This is a genomic window from Tsukamurella asaccharolytica (assembly GCF_007858435.1).
In the GTDB taxonomy this organism is placed as follows: domain Bacteria; phylum Actinomycetota; class Actinomycetes; order Mycobacteriales; family Mycobacteriaceae; genus Tsukamurella; species Tsukamurella asaccharolytica.
In genome coordinates, this window is sequence record NZ_VIGW01000007.1 from 45,237 (window position 1) to 63,357 (window position 18,121).

The window sequence follows — 18,121 nt, forward strand, 5'->3', positions numbered from 1 at the left end:
GCCCCTACGTTACGTCCCCATGCCCGACGGTGCCCCCACCTCACCCACTCAGAAGTTGCGTATCGACGCATGCGCCCGGAATCGCGTCGAGGTTTGTCAGTCACTCCTAACGTCGTGAGCCCACGATCACAGTGCCGCCGTCGCGACGCCAAAGAAGTCAGCAGCCATCGGATGTTCTAGTTGCCAAGTGATCGCCATCGGCCGCTCACCGGAGTGACCGACGTACTCCGCCGGTCCTAGGAACTCGTAGGGAGACGTCCCAAACTCACCGTTCTTTGCAACACGGACGAACAACAGCACGTAGCTGTCGCCGAGAATGTACCGTTGTCCAGTCTCAGAGGACTCTGAGGTCATTGACTGAGACTCCCAGTGAAATTCAGTTCGACTGATCGGGTAGTCGCGGTACATCGTCGTAGGCGAGAACGAGCCCTCCGTCTTCACGAGGGTCACGAACAGGGCATCAATGTTTCGCGACGCAACGTACTTGACACCTTCCCGGAATGTGGCGGGCACTGCTTTCAGAGAAGCGTGATCGAGACCAGCGAGGATCTCTTCTCGCGAGTATCGGGCGTGGATTCGCAAGGGAAAACCCCCGCGGCCTCCCCAGAGGGAATATGTCTGTCTGCGGGTACGCCCGAACCCGAGCTCCATGATTTCAATAAGCTCGCCGACTGCGACCGTCTCGCGCCGCAGAGCATCCAGCCCTTCATCGATGCTTTCGAACATCGGCTTTCCTCCATCCGGCCAGATCGAGAAAAACAGCATCGATGCAAGGATTCGGTCCGTCTCGGACATATTCTCGAGTCGCGTATCCTCCAAAAGGATCCGCTTGTATCCCTCTACCCGAATCTCGTCGTCGATGTGAGCGAAGAGATGATTTCTTCTGAGCACCTCCGACTCGCGTGGCCCTGGCGGAAAAGCCAGATCGATGCCCGCCTCGCGGCGGAGACTTGTCCATGAGCGATCACCACGGATCACCGATGGGAGGTCGATCCCGGTCCTCTCGAGGAAGCCCTTGAGAGTCCCCTCGCTCGCTGACCGCACCTCAGCAACGAGCTGCGGTCGGCGCAAGTTGAGCTGGCGCTTCACGTTCTCGAGGACAAACGCCTGCGTCTGGCGATCGAGCTCGATGCGACAGCCCGACGGCAGGTACGGAAAGTCGTTCTCTATTTCCTTTACCAGTTTGCCGCGAGGAGTACCGGTTAGAGCCCGGAGGCGCTTGTCCCACCGGAACTCCTCGCGCTGGTGCCCCACGAAGTCGAGAACCGTGAGAACAGACTTGTCAGGTGTCCTACGCAGTCCACGGCCGAGCTGCTGAAGGAAGATCGTCGCACTCTCGGTCGGGCGGAGCATAAGGACGGTGTCGACCTCCTTGATGTCGAGCCCTTCGTTGAAGACGTCGACGGAGAAGATCGTGTTAATGCGGCGATCACGCAGGTCGGACAGCGCCTGCCTCCGCGCATCGTCACCAGTCTTCCCTGACACCATCACGGACGGGATGCCTGCCTCAGTGAACTTGTCGGCCATGTACTGGGCATGCTCGATGGAAACGCAGAAGCCCAGCGCACGCATCTGAGCCGGATCAGCCAGCTTGTCCTGGATTGCCTTCAGGACCATCCGCACGCGGGCGTCGTTGCCGGTGTACAGCTGCCCGAGTGCGGTCTGGTCGTACTTTCCGGCCTTCCACGCGATCGCGGTCAGGTCCGTACCGTCAGCGATGCCAAAGTAGTGGAAGGGGCACAGAAGCTCGGCTCCGAGTGCATCCCAGAGGCGAAGCTCAGTAGCGATACGGCCCCCGAAGTACTCGCGCACATCGAGTCCGTCGGCGCGCTCCGGGGTCGCAGTCAGGCCGACCAGCTCCCGGGGTGCGAAGTGGTCGACCAGTCGTCGGTAGGTCGGCGCCGCTCCGTGGTGAAACTCGTCGACCACGATTACGTCGAAGTGATCAGCTCCGAGCGTGTCGAGGGTATCCTCCTTCAGAGATTGAACGCTCGCGAACACGTGCTCCCACCGCTGCGGCCGCTGGCCGTTGACGAAGAGCTCGCCGAACGCTCCGTCCGCGAGGACCTCGCGGAACGTGCGCTGTGCCTGAACCAGAATTTCGCGAGTGTGCGCCACAAACAACAGGCGCGGACGCTTGCCACCCGCCGGAATCAGACGTCTGTAGTCCAGTGCCGCGAGGACGGTCTTTCCGGTTCCCGTCGCTGCCACCACGAGGTTCCGATGTCTGTCGTGTACTTCGCGCTCGGCCTGCAACTCGTCCAGCATCGTCTGCTGGTAGGGATACGGCCGGACCTCCAAGCCAGACACGTTGATCGTGACGTTGCCCGAGGAAGTGAGGCCGGCGGCCTCGCGAAGAGCGCGATCGAGCCGCTCGCCGTCGCGATCAGGGATGTACTCCTCGAATCCGGGGTCTTCGCTCCAATAGGTCTCGAACGTCGCGCGGAACTTGTTCAGGAGACTGGGAGTCGCGACCGTCGACAAGCGCACGTTCCACTCGACGCCGTCAATCAAGGCGACGTTGGAGAGGTTTGAGGAGCCAATGTAGGCGGTGTCGAATCCAGAGTCGCGATGGAACATCCACGCCTTCGCGTGCAGTCGCGTACGCAAAGCGTCGTACTGCACTCGCACCTCAGCGCCGTACTGCTTCGCCAGTCGATCCAGGGTCTTGCGCTCAGTAGATCCGAGGTACGTCGTCGTAATCACGCGGAACGGTTTGCCGGCGTCGGCGAGCGCCTGCAGCTCGGTCTCGAGTAGCCTGACCCCGCTCCACTTAATGAACGCGCACAGCAGATCGACACGGTCAGCAGAGGCAATCTCAGCTTTCAGTTCGTGCCCGATCGAAGGCTCCCCCCTGCCGCTGTTCGTCAACAGGGCAACCTCGGAGAGCGGGGTCTCGGGCCGAGTTGAAGTCCGGTCGACAACGCCGGGGGCAGGCGGTTGGTACAGACGCTCAAGCTGGGTGGCCGGATCGAGGATCGGGCTGTCCAGATCGCCTGCCACAGCCAGCAAACTGTTTGCGAGCTTGATCCGCTCCGCCTCGTCCCTCTGCCCCGCGACCGCTCGCTCCACGATGCCCGCCACGTGGCGCGCGAGGACGTGAGGCTGGTCGGCCTTCTCGACGGCTCGCATATCACTCTGCAAGCCCGTCGCTTTGATCCGATCCCGAAGGTCCGCTGTGTGGAGCGACTCGTAGATCCCCTCTTCCATGGCCGTCAGTCTGGCACCTCCGTCTGACAAGAACGGGCAAAGGTGCCAGAATCGCCGTCATGCACTCTGACGCTCCGCGGCTAGTCGTTGGTGCGATCATCGTGGACGACCTGGAACAGCCAACGAGGGTTTTCGCAGCGCGGCGCACAGGCCCAGCGGCGCTCGCCGGCCTCTGGGAGTTCCCCGGCGGCAAGACCGAAGAAGGAGAGACACCGGAGGCTGCCCTCGTCCGCGAGATCCACGAGGAGCTGGGTGCGACTATCTCTGTCGGTCCCGAACTGCCCCACATATCGGGCGCATGGCCGATCTCCGAGAATTACGAGATGAGGCTGTACTTCGCTGCCGTCGCGTATGGCGAGCTCGTGTCAGGCGACTCCCACGACAAGTTGTGCTGGATAGCTCCCAGCGATCTGGGATCCATCACATGGTTGCCCTCAGATGCAGGCGCGATCGAAACTATCCAAGAACTCATTTCGGCCTGGACTGCTTAGCCCCGCCGGGCAAGGTGCCTGTGGACCTGGATACCGCGAACGGCGGTGAGCTGCGAAGTATTTCGCGTCGTGGATGTTGCTCGCGTACATCGAGAGGTGCCGGTCGACCTCGTCATGCTCGAAGCATCAAGCAGCCCGCCTATCGCCATCACGAGGATGTTCGGGGCGCAGCGCGACCGACTATGCGAAAACAAGTGATCACATGCCGGGGACAGCCTCGCGTATCCAATTATCGTTCTCTTGTCGACCCAAGCATATCAATTTAGCAGGCGTCCAATCCAATCCCGCGAACGCACCTGCTCGCGCGCCTCACTCGCATACGCCGACTCCACTTTCGCCAGCTCGCGATTAGGCCGTTTTTCTAGATTACCGGCGGCGTCAGATATGCAGACTGAGGATTCATCGTCTAGCCCGCACTCGCCAACTACCCTGGACCCAGTAGAAACAATCTTGAGATTCTCCAGCAGTGAGTAGTGCGATTCAGCTAAAACCCTCTCTTCAGGCGATTTTTGGTCATACGGCTTGTTAAGCGCTTCCTGTGTTTGTGGTGGAATCTTGCGTCCAACATAGAACGATACATTCTGCGATGAATTGTCGATGTGCGCAATGTATATCCAGAGTTCGTGTGCGATCTTGTCTGCGCTTCCACTGGATCCGAAGAGCTCAATAGCTCGCCACTTCTCAGTCAACAACAACGTCGCACCGTGAAGCTTATCGGCGGCTGCCGAGTTCCATGTCTCGGCAACTCGATACGGGTCGACGAACTTACTGTCGGCTGTCACGAACGCTGCCGCGGACTTCGCTGAGGTAAATGAAGCGTAGAACTCCGAGTAGGCCTTGAGTCTAGTCTCGTTTGAGTTGGTGTAGGCAGTCGATGAATATGCCACGAGCGCTCCAATCATGACTGCAACAAAAGCTCCCATTGGCTTTCTTAGCCAACCAAAAACTTTCGGCTTGATGCTTTCGTCAGCGTTGTCAGGTCCACCTTCGTCATTGCTCGCATCCACAGTGCGAACGATACCATCGATCCAATCTCATCGTTCGATGATGACTCGATCAGGGCCGCCTATTGGTTCGAACGCTCGGGATGACTCCGTCTCAGTCGACTTTTTTCGCATACAGCGCAATCTTCAAACGTGCACAGGTGCGGCCTGATTGGCGACGAGCAGCCCTTCATCAGGCTGGGCCATTGTTATCCATCATCGCGTCACTCAGCTGCGAGTTTGGGTCGGCTGACTTGGAGGGAACTCGTTATCCACAACTTTGAGAAGGACCGCCAGACGCGACGGCATCGCCGCGCGCCATTCGCCTATACTGGCAGTGCGCCCAGCTCCTGCCCACGAATCCGCTGGGAGATGACTTGGGTGATGCCGTCGCCGCGCATCGACACGCCGTAGAGCGCGTCGGCTACCTCCATCGTCGGCTTCTGGTGCGTGATGACGATGAGCTGCGACTTGTCGCGCAGCTGCTCGAACAGCGAGATCAGTCGACGCAGGTTGGTGTCGTCCAAAGCCGCCTCGACCTCGTCCATCACGTAGAACGGAGACGGCCGCGCACGGAAGATGGCGACCAGCATCGCCACGGCGGTCAGGGACTTCTCGCCGCCGGACAGCAGGGACAGGCGCTTGACCTTCTTGCCCGGCGGCCGGGCCTCGACGTCGATGCCGGTGGTGAGCATGTCCGAAGGCTCCGTCAGGATCAGGCGTCCCTCGCCGCCGGGGAACAGGGTCTTGAACACCTCGACGAATTCGCGCTCCACGTCCACCCAGGCCTCGGTGAACACCTGCAGGATCTTGGCGTCCACCTCCTCGACCACGCTCAGCAGGTCCTCCCGGGCCGACTTCACGTCCTCGAGCTGCGTGGAGAGGAAGTTGTAGCGCTCCTCCAACGCCGCGAACTCCTCCAGCGCCAGCGGGTTCACCCGCCCCAGCGTCGCGAGGTCCTTCTCCGCGAGCTTCAAACGTCGCTCCTGCACCGCCCGGTCGAACGGCAGGCCCTGGGGCTTCACCACCGTCTCGCCGCGCTCCCGCGCAGCCTCGTACTCCTCCAACTCCAAAGCCGACGGAGGCAGCGGAACGTCCGGCCCGTACTCGGCCACCAGATCGTCCGGCGACATCGCGAACGACGCCACCACCTGCTCCTCGAGCTGCTCGATCCGCAGCGCCGCCTGCGCGCGCGCCACCTCGTCGCGGTGCACAGCATCCGTCAGCTGCGCCAGCCGAGCAGCGAGCGCGGTCGATTCCTGTCGCGCCACATCCAGCGCGCCGGCGCGCTGGGCACGTGATGCCTCCAGCGCGTCACGATGCGCGGCGGCACGCGTCACCGCGCGCCCCAGTCGCGAGGACACCAGTGCGGCGCCCTCCGCCACCGACGAAGCCACCGCGGCGGCAGCCAGCCGCGCCGCAGCCGCTGCCTCCGCACGCTCCCGTGCGGCCCGCTCGGCAGCGGCGGCCCGTCGAAGCCCCTCGGCCTTGCCCCGCACACCGGCCGCACGCTCCTCGGCGGTCCGGCGCGCGAGCCGGGCCTCCATCTCCACCGACCGCGCCGCAGCCAGGGCGGCCGCGGCAGCGTCTCGCTCGTCGGTCCCCACGGACACCGAGTCCTCGGGCAACGATTCGGCAAGCCGCAGGCGCTCCTCGTGCTCCACCAGCGCGGCGCGAGTCTCGTCGCGCGACGATTCGATCCGCGTACGCTGCGCCACCAGGCGCTCGGCCTCGTCGCGGGCGCTTCGCGCCGCCTGCCCGAGCCGGGCCAACTGCTCGTAGATCGCACCGAGCTGCGCATCCGACTCGTGCAGCGCCGCCAGCGCCGACTCCGTCACCTCGCGTCGCGACTCCGCCTCCGCGACCGCTCCGGCCAAGGCAGCGGAGATCGACTCCACCGATCGCCGGGTTTCCCCCAGCGTCGCCTCGGCCGCGTCGATCGACTTCTGCACCTCCAGCGTCGACTGCCGCGCCGCGGAACCGCCGGTCAACACCCCGTGGGAGATCACGTCACCGTCGGACGTGACGGCCCGCAGCTCGGGCCGCTCGGCGACCACGTCCATCGCCTCCGGCACGGAGCGCACGAGCACGTACCCCGCCAGCGCCGCGGAGACCGCCCCCTCCAGCTCCGACGGTGCCTCCACGCACGACACGGCCCAGACGGCACCGTCGGGCAGGGGGCCCGAGGGCACGGTGCCGGGCGCGACGCCCTCGACGACGACGGACGCCCGCCCGCCGTCGGCGTCCCGCAGCTTGTCGATGGCCGAAACGGCCAGATTCCGAGAGCCCGCCGCGACGGCCTCCGCCACCGGGCCCAGCGCCACCGCCACGGCCTTCTCGTAGCCGGCCCGGATCGACAGCCGCGAGGCCACCGCGGCGGTCACCCCGTCGACGTGCTCGACGACCCAGGCGGCACCGTCGCCCCGGTCCAGGTTCATCGACAACGCCTCGATGCGCGCCACCAGCGACGCGACCTTCTGCTCCGCCTCGCGCTCCGACGCCCGCAACTCCTCCACCCGCGCCTGGGCGGCGTGCAGGGCCGCGGAACTGCGCTCGTGGTGCTCGTCGAGCGAGGCCTCAGAGGAGTCGAGCTCGGCGATCTGCCCCTGGACCTGCTCGAACTCGGCTTCGGCGGCCTCGGCGCGCTCCACGGCCTCGGCAATAGCCGCCGTCAGCCGGCCGGACTCGGACTCCACGGACTCCGCCCGGGTGCGCAGGGTCTCCACCTGGCCCGCGAGGCGCGCGAGCCCTTCCCGACGGTCCGCGATCGCCGCCACCGCGGCCATGTGCGCCTTCTCGGCGTCCCGGGCCGCCTCCTCGCGCGACGCGAGCTCCTCGGTGGCCTCCTCGAGGATCATGGCCGCCTCCTCGAGGGCCTCCATGAGCTCGGCCTCCTCCTCGGCGACGCGCTCGGCCTCGGCGTCCAGCTCGTCGGGATCGCGGCCCGGAGCGTGCTGGACGGGCTCGGAGAGCAGGCGAGCACGCTCGGAGGCGATGCGCTCCGTCGACGAGACGCGCTCGGCGAGCGCGGAGAGCGAGAACCAGCCCTCGCCCGCGGCCTTCACCGCCGGATCGAGCTCAGCAACGGCCTCGGAGTGCGAGGCGACCAGCGCGTTCGCCTCGTCCAACTGCTCCGCCACGAGATTCTGCTCGGCTCGCACCGCCGCCTCGTTACCGCTCTGATCGGCCAGCTCGGCGCGCCGCCGCACCAGGTCGTCGGCAGCCAGCCGCAGGCGGGCGTCACGAAGGTCGGCCTGAATGGTCTGCGCGCGACGGGCCACCTCGGCCTGCCGCCCCAGCGGCTTGAGCTGGCGGCGCAGCTCCGTCGTGAGGTCGGTGAGGCGCGCCAGGTTGGCCTGCATCGAGTCGAGCTTGCGGACCGCCTTCTCCTTGCGGCGGCGGTGCTTGAGCACGCCGGCCGCCTCCTCGATGAAGGCGCGACGTTCCTCGGGCTTGGACTCGAGGATCGCAGCGAGCTGCCCTTGGCCGACGATGACGTGCATCTCGCGGCCGATGCCGGAGTCCGAGAGCAACTCCTGCACGTCCATGAGGCGCGCCTTGGTGCCGTTGATCTCGTACTCGCCGGCGCCGTCGCGGAACATGCGGCGCGTGATGGAGACTTCGGAGTAGTCGATGGGCAGCGCACCGTCGGAGTTGTCGATGGTGAGCGTGACCTCGGCGCGGCCCAGCGGTGCGCGGCCGGAGGTGCCGGCGAAAATGACGTCCTCCATCTTGCCGCCGCGCAGGCCCTTGGCGCCCTGCTCCCCCATCACCCAGCGCAGCGCGTCGAGGATGTTCGACTTACCCGAGCCGTTGGGCCCGACGACACAGGTGATGCCCGGTTCGAGGCGCAGAGTCGTCGCCGAAGCGAAGGACTTGAAGCCCTTCAGTGTCAGCGACTTGAGATACACGAAACGCCAGTTTAGGCGGTGCCCCTCAGAGGACCGCCATCGCCACGATCAGACCGAGCGCAACGTGCGACGCGGCGATCACGCGGGCCTGCGGTAGGAAGACATCGGAGTACATGAGCTCCTCCATGTCGACGCCGGTGACCAGGTCGAGCACCCGCACCGAGACGATCTGCGCGACGATGCCGACCACGCCGTAGACCAGCGAGTAGATGACGCCGTCCAGCAGATTGCCGCCGCCGGTGTAGTTGGCGTAGATCGCGACGACGATGATGAACGCCATCGAGATCATGCCCGCGGCGGTGATGTAGGTGGCGTTGGGCTTGCCGGCCTTCACCAGGTCGCGCAGCTTGCCGGGGGTGGAGAGATCCACGGCGTAGAAGCCGACCACCATGAGCAGCAGGCCGACGAGGGCGTACAAGCAGATCGCGCCGATGCCCTTGCCCAGAGTGCCCAGGTCCGCGGCGGCGAGGAGGGTCGTATTCATGATGCGGTCGTGCCTTTCGGGGTGATGCGGTGCGGGATGAAGGCGGCACCGTCGTCGGTGATGAGGCCGGAGGTCTCGCGGATGCCGATGCCGGCGGCCTCGTCGCCGACGACCCAGGCGCCGATCACGGGACGGTAGCCGTCGAATTCGGGAAGCGGGTCGAACAACTGGTACACGTAGCCCTCGGCGCCGTAGACGCCGCCGGTGGAGGTCTCGCGGCCCTCGTCGACGATCGTGAGGTTCGCGCCCTCCCGCCCGAGCTTGGGCTTCTTCACGTACTCGGTGAGGAAGCCGGGGCTGTCGATGAAGGCGGGCAACAGGTTCGGATGGTCGGGGTACATCTCCCACAGCACCGCGAGGATCGCCTTGTTGGAGAGGATCGCCTTCCACAACGGCTCGATCCACGTGGTGGCGGGGATCGATTCGACGACCCGCTTACCGAAGTCGTCCTCGAGGATCCACTCCCACGGGTAGAGCTTGAACACCGCATTGATCGGAGCGTCCTCGAGATCGACGAAGGTCTTGAGGTCGTGGTCCCAGCCGATGTCCTCGATGGGCAGGCCGACGGTGTCGAACCCGGCCTCGGCGGCCGTCTCCTGCAGGTAGCCGGTGGTCACGTGGTCCTCGCCGGTCGCGTCGGCGCCGGACCAGGCGAAGTGCAGCTCCGACGGCGGGATGACGCCCCGAACCTCGCCCCAGCGGGCGACGAGCGACTCGTGCAGCGAGTTCCACTGGTCGTAGCCGCCCTCGTCCCAGGAGCGCTTGTCCGGCGCCGTGTCTTGGAACCAGTACCACTGCACCACAGCGGCTTCCAGCAGCGAGGTGGGCGTATCGGCGTTGTACTCCAGGAGCTTCGCGGGCCGCCGGCCGTCGTAGCGCAGGTCGAAGCGGCCGTAGACGTGCGGGTCCTGCCGCTTCCACGACTCCTCGATCGCGCCCCACGCCCACTCGGGGATGCCGAAGTCGGCGTACCGCTCCGTGAGGATCACGTTCTCGACGGCCTTGAGACACATCGAGTGCAGCACCTCGACCTGGGCCTCCAGGGCGAGAACCTCGTCCATGTCGAACTCGTAGAACACGGACTCGTCCCAGTAGTTCCGGCTGCCGCCGGCACCGTCGCGCGCGGGGGTGCCGAACACCAGGCCCTGCGATTCGACGGTCCGCTGCCACCCCTCGCGGGGCGTGCCCCGCATGCGGCGCATCAGGAGCCGCTCGATCCGGAGCCGCCCTTGGAGCTGCCGCCCTTGCTGCCGGTGCCGAGGCCGCCACGGTCGATGTTCTTGCCGCTGGAGCCGCTGTTGCTGCCGGCATTGGTCCCGCCGCCGGACCCTCCCGACCGCGATCCCGCGGCGGGCGGCGCCGGCTTGCTCGCCGCGTTGGTCTGGCCGTTGGAGCCGAAGGAGGTGGCCTTCGCCGGGTCCACGTCGCCGCCCGAGGAGGTGCGGAACGCGGTGTTCGGTGGCCGGTCGTAGCTGCCGCCGGTGACGCGGCCATTGTTGTACGCGCCGCCGTAGTTGTACCGGTAACTCATGCCGTTGAGGAAGATGAACCCGGTCACCGGGTTGTAGGTGCCGCGCGAGCAGTAGTCGTCGGACACGACCTGATCGCCGTCGACGGTACAGTACGCCGTCTGCGTGTTCACGTTCTGCGCGTTGTTGTTGTTGGGGATCGCGACGTAGAGCAGCGCGATCGCGCCCACCACGCCGACGCCGACGCCGGCGCCGATCATCTGCTTCCGGCGGCGGCTCTTCTTCGCGGCTGCGGCCGCGGCTTCGGCCGCCTCGCGCTCCTCGTCCTCGGCGCGCTGACGTTGCGCCCGCTGCCGGGCGCGAGCCTCCGCCACCGTCTCCGGGCGGGCCTGCGTGTTCTCGTCCTGCCGTCGCATTCGCCCCGGCCGCCGAGGAGGCTCCTCGGCGGTGTCGGGCAGGTTGACCTGGGGAGGGAGGCCGGGCACGGACGGCAGGTAGTTCGACTCCGGCCCGGGGATGTCGCCCACCGGGCGGTTCTCAGGGATGGGCGGCTGCATGCCTCACCTCTCCTCGAACGACGGGAGCCCGCCTCGTGCGGGCCCGAACAGTTCCACGACCAGATCGACCCGGCCCGGAGTGCGACCCGACCACAGTCGTTGCAGCAAAGTCTCGCATGTGGCGCGGTCCCCCTCGACCACGACCCGCACACGCCCGTCCGGCTGATTGGCGGCGTAACCGGGCAGGCCGAGTTCCAGGGCCTGCGTCTTCGTCCAGTACCGGAAGCCGACGCCCTGCACGCGACCGTGCACCCACGCCGTCATCCGGGCCTGTTCGTCGGGCACGGCTACTCCGACGTGATGTCGAGATTGACCGTGGTGCCGGCCTTGAGCGTGCGGCCGACGGTGCACACCTGGTCGACGGCGCGACGCGCCACCGTGATCAGCCGTTCCCGACCCGCCTCGTCGAGCTCGGAGAGGTCCAGCTCGAGGATCTCGTTGAGCTCGGGGTAGGTCTCGCTCTCCCGGTCGGCGTCGCCGGAGACACGGACCGTTGCGTCGTAGTCGTCGCCGAGGCGGCGGGCCAGCACGTGGTCGGTGGACATGCCGCTGCACGCTGCGAGGGCGATCTTGAGGAGTTCACCCGGCGTGAACACGCCCTCGACGTCCACCGAGCCCACCAGCACCTCCGCGCCACGCGAGCTGCGCCCGGTGTAGCGGCGTACGCCCGTGCGCTCGACCCAGAGTTCGGTGGACGGTGCCTGCGCGTTCGTGTCGTCGGCCATGCCCCCAATCTACGTCAGAACCGTCTGCGACCTGCGTCCGGCGGCGCGGGCGGGCCGTCGCTCCCGGCGGACGACCGGTAGCGTTGGGCGCATGCGTGCGCGGTGGTGGTCGTTCCTCGGCACCGTCCTCGCCTATGCGGCCGCCGCGGCGTGGGCGGCGATCTCGGGGCCCGACCCGTTCCCCACGCACTTCGGCCTGTCCGGCCAGCCGGACTCGTGGACCCCGCGCGCGGAGGCCGTGCCGCTCCACGCGGCGATCACGGCCGGCATCGCCGTCCTGTTCGCCGGCCTTGCGCTCGCGGCGCCGCGGATCCCGGCGCGGATCGTCAACACCCCGCGGCGCGACTATTGGCTCGCGCCGGAGCACCGGCCCGCCTTCGACGCGATCGTCTCCGGCTTCCTGCTCTGGATCGGCGGTCTGATCCTGGTCCTGCAGGCCGCGACCATCGTGGTCACGATCATCGACCCCGCGGAGACCGCCGCCAAGTCGACGATCACGTTCCTCTTCGTCGTCTCGCTGGTGGGCTCGATCGGCTACCTGATCTGGCTGCTCACCCATCCGCCGAAGCGGTCCACGACGACGGCGCGGGGCGTCCGTCCGAAGCGATCAGGGAATCGTTCGCGGCGGTAGTGTCGCCCGCATGAGCGCCTCCACGGAAACCGGCCCCTTCTTCCACGGCACCACCGCAGACCTGCAGCCCGGCGACCTGCTCAGCGCGGGGTTCGTCTCGAACTACCGACCCGACGTGGTGATGAACCACATCTACTTCACCGCTCTGCGCGACGGTGCCGGGCTCGCTGCGGAGCTCGCCTCCGAGCTCAAGTCCGACGGTGCCGCCCCGCGCGTCTACGAGGTCGAGCCCACCGGCGCTTTCGAGGACGACCCCAACGTGACCGATAAGAAGTTCCCCGGCAACCCCACCCGCTCGTACCGCAGCACCGAGCCGCTGCGCGTCGTCGCCGAGGTGACCGATTGGACCCGGCTCACGCCCGAGGCGCTGCAGATGTGGCGCGACACCCTGATCTCGAAGGCCCCGACCGACCGCGGCGAGATCATCAACTGATCCCCCGGCAGGGCGACGCACCAGACCCCGGTTCGGTTCCGCTCGCCGGGTGATTGTGAACATCCCTCTAGTCGGTGTGGGGGACACACGATCACCGCGGTCGGTTCGTAGCGTGACCGCATGCAGAAACAGTGGGGCTGTTCATCGGCGCGGTGGGGTTCTACGTAGCGACGCTCGGGTTGACCTACGTGGCCGGGCCTGATCCGTATCCGCGGACGTACTCGGGAGGCCGCGTCTCGACGTGGATGTCGCGCAGCGCGTTCGTCGAGAATCAACTCGTGTCGGCCGCGATCGCACTCGGGTTCGGCATGATTCGTTCCCTTGTCCCTGTGGCGACCATCGTTCCGAAGGCGGGAGTACCGCGCTTACTGGTCGGCCCACCTGCCGGAATACCGACGCATCAGGACGAGGATGTGGCTGCGTGCCGCCTCCATCTGCGCGATCGGAGTCGGGCTCGCGTATCTCGCAGCCGTCGTACTTCCTTCTTCGACGGTCGGACGCACCGTTCTCACATGGGTGATCGTCGTGGCGCTGTTCGTGGAGATCTTCCGCGGAGTGTGGCCGCTGCGGCTCACACGAGAACAGCGAGCGAACGCGGCTCCCCCACCTAGCGGTGCGTCGGAGCCTGCGAACGGCGCGTGGCCTCCGCGCCCCTGATCACCGGGTATTCTCCGAAACGCATCGGTCGGCGCTGGGATGTCCAGCGGGACAGCGCATGAAGTGCGCCTCCACGCCCGAGAGCAGTCCGACCGAGACCGGGGGTTGAGCGTCACGCGAGTCAGCACGCCTCGGTATCGGTACCGTAGGAAAGTATGAACGTCACGACTGCGGGCGTCACCCGGGACCGGCCTGCCGGCGCCGCGGTCCGTACCGTCCTGGGGTCCGACTCGTGGCTGCGGCACCGCCGAGTGCTGGTCGATACGGCCCTCGCCGCCGGTGTGTTCTTGTACAACGCCCCTATCGTGCCGGCGTACGCCGACGGCGCATCGAATGTCGCTGCGCTCCTGGTGGTGTCCGGAGCGCTCTGCGGTTCGTATCTCCTCCGACACCGCCATCCAACTGCGGTACTCGCCGTCATGCTCCTCGCGGCTTCCATCCAGGTGCTCCTGGGAACGCCGCTCCTGGTGGCGGACGTCATGCTGCTGTTCGGCGTCGGCAATCTCGCTGCACGCCGGAGTTGGACAACATCGATCGCCGGCGCCGCTCTCGCTCTCGCCTGGCTCCTGGTGGCGACGGTCCCCCAACTCGGTAGAGACGTTCTGGATGTCGGACAGCTCGGAGTGCTCGTGGTCATCACCCTGTGGGCGTGGACCTGGGGCGTACTCGTCCGCACCCGGCAGCAGAACCTCGACGCCCTGCGGGAGCGGGCGGAGCAGGCCGAACGCCGCCGCGACGCCGAGGCGAGGATCGCCGTCGCGGACGAGCGGGCGCGGATCGCCCGCGAGATACACGACGTCGTATCGCACGGACTGAGCGTCGTCGTGCTGATGTCCGACGGCGCCGCCGCGAAAGTCGATACCGAGCCCGCCCGGGCGAAGACGGCGATGCTGCACGTTCGCGACACCGGCCGAACCGCACTGGCCGACATGCGAAGGATGCTCGGGGTGCTCCGGCAGGACGAACCGGGTTCCCGGGCGCCGCAGCCGGGGATCGCACATCTCGATGCGCTGATCGAGCACTCCCGGGTCGCCGGCTTGCCGGCAAGGCTCACGGTGCACGGCGACCCGGCTACCCTCTCGGACGGGCTCGGCCTCACCACGTATCGACTGGTGCAGGAATCTCTGACGAACGCCCACAAACACGCCGGGCCCGACGTGACGCGCGTCGACGTCCAGCTCGTCGTCGGCTCGGACGACGTCGAGATTCGCATCACCGACGACGGACGAGGGCCGTCCGCGCATCCGGAACCCTTCAGCCGCGGACACGGCCTGGACGGCATGCGAGAGCGGGTGGCCGCCCATGGCGGTGCGTTGCGCGCGGGTCCTCGCGGATCCGGTGGGTTCGAAGTGATCGTGGTGTTGCCGCGGAGCGGAGATGCACAGTGACGGTGCGGGTGGTGCTGGTCGATGACCAGGAGCTGGTCCGGAAGGGCATGACGATGGTGTTGGAAGGCCAACCCGGCATCGCCGTCGTGGGCGAGGCCGACGACGGCACCACGGCACTGGACCTGCTGACGCGCATCGAGACCGACGTGGTGGTGATGGATGTCCGGATGCCGCACATGAGCGGTGTCGAGACCACACGCCGACTCCGCGCCCGCGAAGGCGCACCGAAAGTGCTGATCCTGACCACTTTCGACCTGGACGAATACGCGTACGACGCGCTTCAGGCCGGCGCCTCGGGATTCCTGCTCAAGGACACGCCGGTCGCGGAAGTGGCAGCGGCCATCAGACACATCGACGCAGGCGACGCCGTCGTCGCACCCAGCACGACCCGACGGCTACTCGACCATTTCACTCGATCGCGGCCGAGGAACGCCGTGTCCGACGCGCAGGTGCGGATCGGCGACCTGACGCGGCGGGAGCACGAAGTCCTCGGGCTCGTCGCACGGGGACTCTCGAACGCCGAGATCGCTGCGGAACTCGTCGTCGCCGAAGGGACCGTGAAGGTGCATGTCGGGCGGATCCTGGCGAAGTTGAACCTCCGTGATCGCGTGCAGGCCGTAGTTCTCGCGTACGAGAGCGGGTTCGTGGACGCACGCGGGCGCTGACGGCGCATCGCGCGGCTTGCCGTGCCACCTATGCCGCGAGGCATAGGCGAAAGATATGCCCGCAGCGAGACGATCGACGAGGGCCCGCCGGTGAGAGTTGATGCATGTCCCCCGCTGCAGTCACCACGGAGAACCTGACCAAACGGTACGGCGAGCGCACGGTCGTCGATGACGTCAACCTGTGTGTCCCAGCCGGGTGCGTCTACGGATTCCTGGGCCCCAACGGATCCGGCAAGTCCACGACGATGAAGATGCTGCTCTCCCTCGTCCGCCCCACCGGGGGTGAGGTGCGGATCATGGGGCGCGCGATGACCCGCCGGACGCGCACCGAACTCCTGGGCTCGATCGGATCGCTCATCGAGTCACCGCCCGGATACGCCCACCTCACCGGTGCCGAGAACATGCGTGTGGTGCAGCGGATGCTCGACCTGGATCGCCCACAGGTCGACTGGGCGATCGACGCGGTGCGGCTGCGGGATCACCTGGACAGGAAACTCCGCGAGTACTCCCTCGGCATGAAGCAGCGACTCGGTATCGCGATGGCGCTCGCTCGGCGGCCGGCGCTCCTCATCCTCGACGAGCCCACCAACGGCCTCGACCCCGCCGGGATCGAGGAGATGAGGATCCTGCTGCGCCGGCTGGCGAACGGCGGAGTGACCGTACTTGTCTCGTCCCACCTGCTCGGTGAAGTGGACCGGACCGCGGACGCACTCGGAATCCTCTCGGAGGGCCGGCTGATCTTCCAGGGCACCCGCGCCCAGCTGCTGGCCGCGTCCACTCCGGACGTGGTCATCGCATGCACGGACCCGCGCGCCGCCACGGCAGCGCTGGCAGCTCATGGCGCGCACGCGATCGCGAACGGGGAGGTCTCGGTACCCGGCATCGACGATCATGCGACCGCACGCGTCGTCGCCCGATTGGTCGGAGAGGGCATCGGGATCCACGGGGTACGACGGGAGGAACAGAGCCTTGAGGACGTCTTCCTCCGACTCACCGCCGGGGGTGCGTTGTGATCGCCCGGCCCGTCCTGTGCGAGTTCGCGAAGATGCGTCGCCTCAGAACCGGCATCATCGCCGGAGTCATGATCGTCGGTGTCCTCGCACTGGCGTTGTTCGCCCTCGCGTCGAGTCCCGACCGCGACACCCGGTCGCCCGCCTCGTGGGACGCTCTTCTGGCCGGTGCGTCGCTGGGCGTCCCGCTGCTGTGTCCGCTGCTCCTCGCAGTGCTCGCGTCCCGGCAGACCGACATCGAGCACCGCGGCAACGGATGGCTCCTCGGAGCCGCGTCCGGGATCACCCCCGGGACGATGTGCCGCGCGAAGTTGGTCGCGGTCGGCACCGTCGTCGTGGCCGCGACAGTCGGAGTCTCCCTCGGGATCCTGGCCTGCGGACGAATGGTCGTGGGCATCGACGCCTGCGCCCCACTCAGGCACTGGGTGGGATTCACCCTCTGCATGGCCGTCGTCAACCTCGCGGTCCTCGCTGTGCATGTCCTGCTCGCAGCGCGGGTGGAGAACCAGCTCGTCGTCCTCGGGATCGGAGTCCTCGGTTGCGTGGTCGCCGTCTTCTCCCAGGGCCTTCCGGCTGTCGCCGCGCACATGACTCCCTGGGGCTACTACTCGCTCGCGCGGGCAGCGGGCTACGAGGACGACGTGATCCGGTCGCTGCCGATCGACTACTCGAGCATCGCAGCACTCGGCCTCGTCACCACCGTCGTGTTCGCCGTCGTCACCACCCGATACGACCGCCGGGAGGCATGAGATGAGCACCTTGTACGCGGAATCCGTCAAGCTGCGGCGTTCCCTGGCGTGGCCGATGGTCGTACTGCTCCCGGTTCTCCTGGTACTCGCCGGCGCTGCGCCCCGGCTCGCCGGAGGGGAGCCGCCGCGAGACGGATGGCACACCGTCTGGCTGCAATCCGTGGGCTTCTACGGCCTCTTCCCGCTCGCGATCGGAATCGGGATCCTGGCGTCGCTGGTGTGGCGGGTCGAGCATCAGGGCGGCAACTGGAACGCTCTCGTCACCGGTCCTTCGGGGGCTGCACGGATCGTCATCGCCAAGGGCTCGGTGGTCGCCGGACTGGCCGCGATCATGCAAGTCGTCCTCCTCGCCGCCGTCATCGCCGTGGGTAAAGCCGCATTCGGTCTCCCTGGAATGCTCCCCGGGGAGTATTTCGTGGTGACCGGTCTCCTGATCGCAGCCACGGTGCCCGTCGCAGCGATCCAGTCCGCCGTGTCGATGCTCTCGCGATCCTTCGCCGCTCCCATCGCCGTCGCGTTGGTCGGCTCCGGGATCTCCACCGCGGGACTCATGACGGTCGGGAACGTCGCTGTCGTGTCTCCGTACGGAGTGGCGACCAGAGCCTCTCTACTCGGAACAGGATCGCTCGTCGACTCGGGTCGCCTCACGGCGACCGACGGAACCGTGATCCTCGCGGCAGCGACCGCTCTCACCGTCGCTACCCTGGCGCTCACGAGCGCCGTCCTCCATCGCACGGATACCCGTGCCTGAATCGTGC

16 protein-coding genes are annotated in these 18,121 nt (G+C 66.9%); 8 read left to right on the plus strand and 8 right to left on the minus strand.

Annotation, left to right across the window (positions count from 1 at the left end; all coding sequences use genetic code 11):
* Positions 1–126 precede the first annotated feature (126 nt).
* The gene (locus FK529_RS13925; protein ID WP_146562189.1) at positions 127–3,210 is read right to left on the minus strand and encodes a DEAD/DEAH box helicase; all 3,084 of its coding nucleotides are present in this window, start codon (positions 3,208–3,210) and stop codon (positions 127–129) included.
* 59 nt (positions 3,211–3,269) lie between these two features.
* Between FK529_RS13925 and FK529_RS13930 the strand changes: the two genes are divergently transcribed.
* Positions 3,270–3,701: a (deoxy)nucleoside triphosphate pyrophosphohydrolase gene (locus tag FK529_RS13930; RefSeq protein WP_146562191.1), complete on the plus strand. Its 432-nt coding sequence runs from the start codon at positions 3,270–3,272 to the stop codon at positions 3,699–3,701.
* A gap of 257 nt (positions 3,702–3,958) precedes the next feature.
* Here FK529_RS13930 and FK529_RS13935 read toward each other — a convergent pair whose 3' ends face one another.
* The 7 genes from FK529_RS13935 to FK529_RS13965 all read right to left on the minus strand — a co-directional run bounded on the left by FK529_RS13935 (position 3,959) and on the right by FK529_RS13965 (position 11,830).
* Positions 3,959–4,708 carry a hypothetical protein gene (locus FK529_RS13935; protein WP_146562193.1) on the minus strand — a complete coding sequence of 250 codons (750 nt, stop codon included), beginning with the start codon at positions 4,706–4,708 and terminating at the stop codon, positions 3,959–3,961.
* Positions 4,709–5,010: 302 nt separating this feature from the next.
* Positions 5,011–8,595, minus strand: a complete 3,585-nt coding sequence (gene smc / locus FK529_RS13940; protein WP_146562195.1) for a chromosome segregation protein SMC — start codon at positions 8,593–8,595, stop codon at positions 5,011–5,013.
* A gap of 25 nt (positions 8,596–8,620) precedes the next feature.
* Positions 8,621–9,079 (minus strand): DUF350 domain-containing protein, encoded by a 459-nt coding sequence (locus tag FK529_RS13945; RefSeq protein ID WP_146562197.1) that lies wholly within the window; start codon positions 9,077–9,079, stop codon positions 8,621–8,623.
* Positions 9,076–10,281, minus strand: coding sequence for a glutathionylspermidine synthase family protein (locus FK529_RS13950; protein ID WP_146562199.1), 1,206 nt, complete (start codon positions 10,279–10,281; stop codon positions 9,076–9,078). The genes FK529_RS13945 and FK529_RS13950 overlap by 4 nt, the downstream gene beginning before the upstream one ends.
* Positions 10,281–11,105 carry a hypothetical protein gene (locus tag FK529_RS20295; protein WP_193559706.1) on the minus strand — a complete coding sequence of 275 codons (825 nt, stop codon included), beginning with the start codon at positions 11,103–11,105 and terminating at the stop codon, positions 10,281–10,283. The genes FK529_RS13950 and FK529_RS20295 overlap by 1 nt, the downstream gene beginning before the upstream one ends.
* A gap of 3 nt (positions 11,106–11,108) precedes the next feature.
* The gene (locus tag FK529_RS13960; protein ID WP_269432095.1) at positions 11,109–11,390 is read right to left on the minus strand and encodes an acylphosphatase; all 282 of its coding nucleotides are present in this window, start codon (positions 11,388–11,390) and stop codon (positions 11,109–11,111) included.
* 2 nt (positions 11,391–11,392) lie between these two features.
* Positions 11,393–11,830, minus strand: a complete 438-nt coding sequence (locus FK529_RS13965; protein WP_146562201.1) for an OsmC family protein — start codon at positions 11,828–11,830, stop codon at positions 11,393–11,395.
* A gap of 91 nt (positions 11,831–11,921) precedes the next feature.
* On the opposite strand from FK529_RS13965, the gene FK529_RS13970 reads away from it, so the two are divergent.
* The 7 genes from FK529_RS13970 to FK529_RS14000 all read left to right on the plus strand — a co-directional run bounded on the left by FK529_RS13970 (position 11,922) and on the right by FK529_RS14000 (position 18,114).
* Positions 11,922–12,461 carry a DUF1648 domain-containing protein gene (locus FK529_RS13970; protein ID WP_158635121.1) on the plus strand — a complete coding sequence of 180 codons (540 nt, stop codon included), beginning with the start codon at positions 11,922–11,924 and terminating at the stop codon, positions 12,459–12,461.
* Between the two features lie 10 nt (positions 12,462–12,471).
* Entirely contained in the window at positions 12,472–12,894 is a 423-nt protein-coding gene (gene arr, locus FK529_RS13975; protein WP_146562205.1) for an NAD(+)--rifampin ADP-ribosyltransferase, read from the plus strand.
* Positions 12,895–13,706: 812 nt separating this feature from the next.
* Complete coding sequence (locus FK529_RS13980; protein WP_205124395.1) at positions 13,707–14,939, plus strand: sensor histidine kinase; 1,233 nt, start codon at positions 13,707–13,709, stop codon at positions 14,937–14,939.
* On the plus strand, positions 14,936–15,604 hold the full coding sequence (locus FK529_RS13985) for a response regulator (RefSeq protein WP_146562207.1): 669 nt from the start codon (positions 14,936–14,938) through the stop codon (positions 15,602–15,604). Before FK529_RS13980 ends, FK529_RS13985 begins: the two co-directional genes overlap by 4 nt.
* Positions 15,605–15,708: 104 nt before the next feature.
* Positions 15,709–16,617, plus strand: coding sequence for an ABC transporter ATP-binding protein (locus FK529_RS13990; RefSeq protein ID WP_146562209.1), 909 nt, complete (start codon positions 15,709–15,711; stop codon positions 16,615–16,617).
* The gene (locus tag FK529_RS13995; protein WP_146562211.1) at positions 16,614–17,363 is read left to right on the plus strand and encodes an ABC transporter permease; all 750 of its coding nucleotides are present in this window, start codon (positions 16,614–16,616) and stop codon (positions 17,361–17,363) included. The genes FK529_RS13990 and FK529_RS13995 overlap by 4 nt, the downstream gene beginning before the upstream one ends.
* Position 17,364: 1 nt before the next feature.
* Complete coding sequence (locus tag FK529_RS14000; protein ID WP_146562213.1) at positions 17,365–18,114, plus strand: ABC transporter permease; 750 nt, start codon at positions 17,365–17,367, stop codon at positions 18,112–18,114.
* The last annotated feature ends 7 nt before the right edge of the window (positions 18,115–18,121 follow it).